Origin of the sequence: Corallococcus sp. RDP092CA (assembly GCF_041903675.1) — a bacterium.
In the GTDB taxonomy this organism is placed as follows: domain Bacteria; phylum Myxococcota; class Myxococcia; order Myxococcales; family Myxococcaceae; genus Corallococcus.
The window spans coordinates 1-5,505 of record NZ_JAYESI010000069.1 but is presented as its reverse complement, the minus strand read 5'-3'; the positions used below and the strand labels follow the sequence as shown (position 1 = coordinate 5,505).

Here is a 5,505-nt window from a genome sequence, read left to right as displayed (position 1 = left end):
CAATTGGAGAGTTTGATCCTGGCTCAGAACGAACGCTGGCGGCGTGCCTAACACATGCAAGTCGAGCGCGAATGGGGAAACCCTAGTAGAGCGGCGCACGGGTGCGTAACACGTGGATAATCTGCCTGGATGCCTGGGATAACCAGTCGAAAGATTGGCTAATACCGGATAAGCCCACGGTTTCTTCGGAGACTGAGGGAAAAGGTGGCCTCTGTAAACAAGCTATCACAACCAGATGAGTCCGCGGCCCATCAGCTAGTTGGCGGGGTAATGGCCCACCAAGGCGACGACGGGTAGCTGGTCTGAGAGGACGATCAGCCACACTGGAACTGAGACACGGTCCAGACTCCTACGGGAGGCAGCAGTGGGGAATTTTGCGCAATGGGCGAAAGCCTGACGCAGCAACGCCGCGTGTGTGATGAAGGTCTTTGGATTGTAAAGCACTTTCGACCGGGACGAAACCGTAAAGCCTAATACGCTTTGCCTTGACGGTACCGGGAGAAGAAGCACCGGCTAACTCTGTGCCAGCAGCCGCGGTAATACAGAGGGTGCAAGCGTTGTTCGGAATTATTGGGCGTAAAGCGCGTGTAGGCGGCTTTGCAAGTCGGGTGTGAAAGCCCTCAGCTCAACTGAGGAAGTGCGCCCGAAACTGCAGAGCTTGAGTGCCGGAGAGGGTGGCGGAATTCCCCAAGTAGAGGTGAAATTCGTAGATATGGGGAGGAACACCGGTGGCGAAGGCGGCCACCTGGACGGTAACTGACGCTGAGACGCGAAAGCGTGGGTAGCAAACAGGATTAGATACCCTGGTAGTCCACGCCGTAAACGATGAGAACTAGGTGTCGTGGGAGTTGACCCCCGCGGTGCCGTAGCTAACGCATTAAGTTCTCCGCCTGGGAAGTACGGTCGCAAGACTAAAACTCAAAGGAATTGACGGGGGCCCGCACAAGCGGTGGAGCATGTGGTTTAATTCGACGCAACGCGCAGAACCTTACCTGGTCTTGACATCCTCGGAATCCTTCAGAGATGAGGGAGTGCCCGCAAGGGAACCGAGAGACAGGTGCTGCATGGCTGTCGTCAGCTCGTGTCGTGAGATGTTGGGTTAAGTCCCGCAACGAGCGCAACCCTCGCCTTTAGTTGCCACGCAAGTGGATCTCTAGAGGGACTGCCGGTGTTAAACCGGAGGAAGGTGGGGATGACGTCAAGTCCTCATGGCCTTTATGACCAGGGCTACACACGTGCTACAATGGCCGGTACAGAGCGCTGCAAACCCGCGAGGGGGAGCTAATCGCAGAAAACCGGTCTCAGTTCAGATTGGAGTCTGCAACTCGACTCCATGAAGGCGGAATCGCTAGTAATCGCAGATCAGCACGCTGCGGTGAATACGTTCCCGGGCCTTGTACACACCGCCCGTCACACCATGGGAGTCGATTGCTCCAGAAGTCATCTCACCAAGAGATGCCCAAGGAGTGCTCGGTAACTGGGGTGAAGTCGTAACAAGGTAGCCGTAGGGGAACCTGCGGCTGGATCACCTCCTTTCTAAGGAGACCGGGCATCGGGCTCACGCTTCGGCGGAGCAGGCGATGCCAGTAGCCGAAAGGCTACCGAGGTCTGACTAGGTCAAAGTTTCCGGTAAACAATCCATTATGAGCTTTGGGCTTGCTGTTTGGTTTTGAAGGACCGAGCAATGGCTCGGCTCTTTGAGAATGAAGGACGCTGTAGGGTTCTGCCGATGCTTTAGCCCCCACCTGGGCCTATAGCTCAGCTGGCTAGAGCGCGCGCCTGATAAGCGCGAGGTCGGTGGTTCAAGTCCACCTAGGCCCACCATTCTCCCTCGCTGGAGGGACGAAGGCGGTGCCGACGCGAGAGTCGGGGCTGTAGCTCAGCTGGGAGAGCGCCAGCTTTGCAAGCTGGATGTCGTCGGTTCGAACCCGATCAGCTCCACAAGTTACCTGCTTTCAAGCAGGGACGTTCTTTGACAAGTGCATACGAAGGGTAAGTTGCAATTTCTGCTGAGTGAAGTTCTCAACAGAAGTGCCGACTTCGAAATGAGTCTCACCTGGCGCCGAGAGGCGGCTGGGGGAGGCGAAAGCGAAGTCTCCCACACAAGAAGAAGCAGTGAGAAACAGCAAGAAAGAAAGTCTTCCGGGCCTGCTAGCGAAGAGCAGAGGCCTGGGCCTTGGTTTCGAGTTTCGACAATCCGCCGGGAGGCGGGCGTTGGACAAGAGATTAGGGCAAGTAAGCTACTAAGGGCGTGCGGTGGATGCCTAGGTGCCAAGAGGCGATGAAGGACGTGGGTGGCTGCGAAAAGCTTCGGGGAGTTGCCAACCAAACGTTGATCCGGAGATGTCCGAATGGGGAAACCCAGCGCGGCGAAGAGCTGCGTTACTCCGGCCTGAATCCATAGGGCCGTGAGAGCAAACCAGGGGAAGTGAAACATCTCAGTACCCTGAGGAAGAGAAAACAACGAGTGATTCCCAGAGTAGTGGCGAGCGAAATGGGAAGAGGCCAAACCAACGTCATGCAAATGGCGGTGGGGTAGCGGGTCCGCGGTAGGACTCTGGAGGGCTAGCGGAAGCGTCTGGAAAGACGCACCAAAGAGCGTGATAGTCGCGTACGCGAAAGCCGTCTGGAGCTGAGCGGGTTACCCAAGTAAGACGGGACACGTGCAATCCTGTCTGAATCTGCCGGGACCATCCGGTAAGCCTAAATACTCCTTGGCGACCGATAGTGAACAAGTACCGCGAGGGAAAGGTGAAAAGAACCCCGGTGAGGGGAGTCCAAAGAACCTGAAACCGCATGTCTACAAGCAGTTCGAGCACTACGGCGCAAGCCAGTGCGAGAGCGTACCTTTTGCATCATGATTCGGCGACTTAATATACGTAGCGAGGCTAAGCCGATAGGTGGAGCCGGAGCGAAAGCGAGTCCGAACAGGGCGATAAGTTGCGTGTATTATAACCCGAAGCGGGGTGATCTACACATGGCCAGGTTGAAGTGCGGGTAACACCGCATGGAGGACCGAACTCATGAAAGTTGAAAATTTCTGGGATGAGCTGTGTGTAGGGGTGAAAGGCCAATCAAACTCCGTGATAGCTGGTTCTCCCCGAAAGATATTTAGGTATCGGCTCGGGTAATTCAATGCCGGAGGTAGAGCACTGAAACGGCTAGGGGTCTCACCAGATTACCAAACCGTATCAAACTCCGAATGCCGGCAATTGTTATCCCGGGACGCAGTCAGTGGGTGATAACGTCCATTGGCAAGAGGGGAATAACCCAGACCGACAGCTAAGGCCCCCAAATCTAGTCTAAGTGAACACTAGAAAGGATGTGGCAGGTCATTGACAACCAGGAGGTTGGCTTAGAAGCAGCCATCCTTTAAAGAAAGCGTAATAGCTCACTGGTCAAGACAGGCCGCGCCGAAAATGTAACGGGGCTCAAGACTAGTGCCGAAGCTTCGGGTCATGCGCGTCAGGCGCGCATGGCGGTAGGGGAGCGTCCCAGTTGCAGCGAAGGTGGACCGAAAGGGCCGCTGGAGCGACTGGGAGTGCTGATGCCGAAATGAGTAGCGATAAAGGGGGTGAGAAACCCCCTCGCCGTAAACCCAAGGTTTCCTGGGTCAAGTTAATCTTCCCAGGGTTAGCCGGGTCCTAAGCCGAGGCCGAAAGGCGTAGGTGATGGCAAGCAGGTTAATATTCCTGCGCCATCTTGCAGACGTTGAACTGAGGGAGGACGGAGAAAGCTAGGCGAGCTGACCGGTGGTTGTGTCAGTCTAAAGGCGTAGGGGTGTCGCGTACGAATAAAGGCGCGGCAGTCATCCCCGAGACCCCATGGCGCCCCGCAAGGGGTAAGTCGCTGATGCTCGGCTTCCAAGAAAAGTCCCGCAGGGAGTCTGTAGGGTGTCCGTACCGCAAACCGACACAGGTGGGTGAGGAGAAAATCCTAAGGCGCTTGAGAGAACTCTCCTCCAAGGAACTAGGCAAATTTCCACCGTAACTTCGGAAGAAGGTGGGCCTCTGGTAGGTGTAGGCGTACAGCCGAAGCCGAGAGAGGTTGCAGAGAAATGGCGGTAGCGACTGTTTACCAAAAACACAGGACTCTGCGAAGGCGACAAGCCGACGTATAGGGTCTGACTCCTGCCCGGTGCTGGAAGGTTAAGGGGATTCGTCAGCCGCAAGGCGAAGCGATGATCCGAAGCCCCAGTAAACGGCGGCCGTAACTATAACGGTCCTAAGGTAGCGAAATTCCTTGTCGGGTAAGTTCCGACCTGCACGAATGGAGTAACGACTTCCGCACTGTCTCGGAGAGGGACTCAGCGAAATTGAAATAGCTGTGCCGATGCAGTTTACCCGCAGCAAGACGGAAAGACCCCGTGAACCTTTACTACAACTTGACAGTGACACTAGGGATTGACTGTGTAGGATAGGTGGGAGCCTTTGAAGCCGGGCCGCTAGGTTCGGTGGAGGCAACGGTGAAATACCACCCTGTTGATTTCTGGTGTCTAACCATGTCTCGTCAGCCGGGACTGGGACACTGTCTGGTGGGTAGTTTGACTGGGGCGGTCGCCTCCCAAAAAGTAACGGAGGCGCGCGATGGTTCCCTCAGCCCGATTGGAAACCGGGCGTCGAGTGCAATGGCATAAGGGAGCTTGACTGCGAGACCGACAGGTCGAGCAGGTGCGAAAGCAGGTCATAGTGATCCGGTGGTCCTGAATGGAAGGGCCATCGCTCAACGGATAAAAGGTACTCCGGGGATAACAGGCTTATCTCCCCCAAGAGTTCACATCGACGGGGAGGTTTGGCACCTCGATGTCGGCTCATCGCATCCTGGGGCTGGAGCAGGTCCCAAGGGTTTGGCTGTTCGCCAATTAAAGCGGTACGCGAGCTGGGTTCAAAACGTCGTGAGACAGTTTGGTCCCTATCTGCTGTGGGCGTAGGATACTTGAGAGGCTCTGACCTTAGTACGAGAGGACCGGGTTGGAGGCACCGCTGGTGTACCAGTTGTCTCGCCAGAGGCATCGCTGGGTAGCCATGTGCCGATTGGATAACCGCTGAAAGCATCTAAGCGGGAAACCGACCTCAAGACCAGGTATCCCGGGCGCAAGCCCCTGAAGACTCGTGGAAGACTACCACGTTGATAGGCTGGGTGTGTAAGCGCGGTAACGCGTTCAGCTAACCAGTACTAATAAGTCGAGCGGCTTACTTCCCCCCTTCTCTTGCATGCCCCCTCGTGGGGAGTAAGGGACTCGGGGCCAAGGCCGAGGCCATGGACGCCGTGCGCGTCCGCCCGGAAGACAGCTGTTTCAACTCTTCTTCAAGGTGAAGAGGCTTCACCAGGCAGAAACCTTGCAACTTACCCTTCGTATGCACCGTCATTCGCTTTTCCGGTGGCAATGTCGGAGGGGTCACACCCGTTCCCATCCCGAACACGGAAGTTAAGCCCTCCAGAGCCGATGGTACTCCGCGGGAAACCGCGTGGGAGAGTAGGTCGCTGCCGGATTCTTTTCTTGAA

The 5,505-nt window shown here is 56.1% G+C and carries 2 tRNA genes and 3 rRNA genes; all 5 read left to right on the top strand.

Features of this window, described 5'->3' with window-relative positions:
• The 5 genes from U8525_RS34045 to rrf all read left to right on the top strand — a co-directional run bounded on the left by U8525_RS34045 (position 1) and on the right by rrf (position 5,493).
• Positions 1-1,536, top strand: a 16S ribosomal RNA gene (locus U8525_RS34045).
• A gap of 211 nt (positions 1,537-1,747) precedes the next feature.
• Positions 1,748-1,824: transfer RNA gene (locus tag U8525_RS34040), tRNA-Ile, on the top strand.
• A 44-nt stretch (positions 1,825-1,868) separates the two neighbouring features.
• Positions 1,869-1,941 (top strand) — tRNA-Ala (locus U8525_RS34035).
• A gap of 292 nt (positions 1,942-2,233) precedes the next feature.
• Positions 2,234-5,200: ribosomal RNA gene (locus U8525_RS34030) — 23S ribosomal RNA — on the top strand.
• Between the two features lie 176 nt (positions 5,201-5,376).
• A 5S ribosomal RNA gene (gene rrf / locus U8525_RS34025) occupies positions 5,377-5,493 on the top strand.
• Together the 16S, 23S and 5S rRNA genes with 2 tRNA genes alongside form the textbook arrangement of a ribosomal RNA operon.
• Positions 5,494-5,505: the final 12 nt, after the last annotated feature.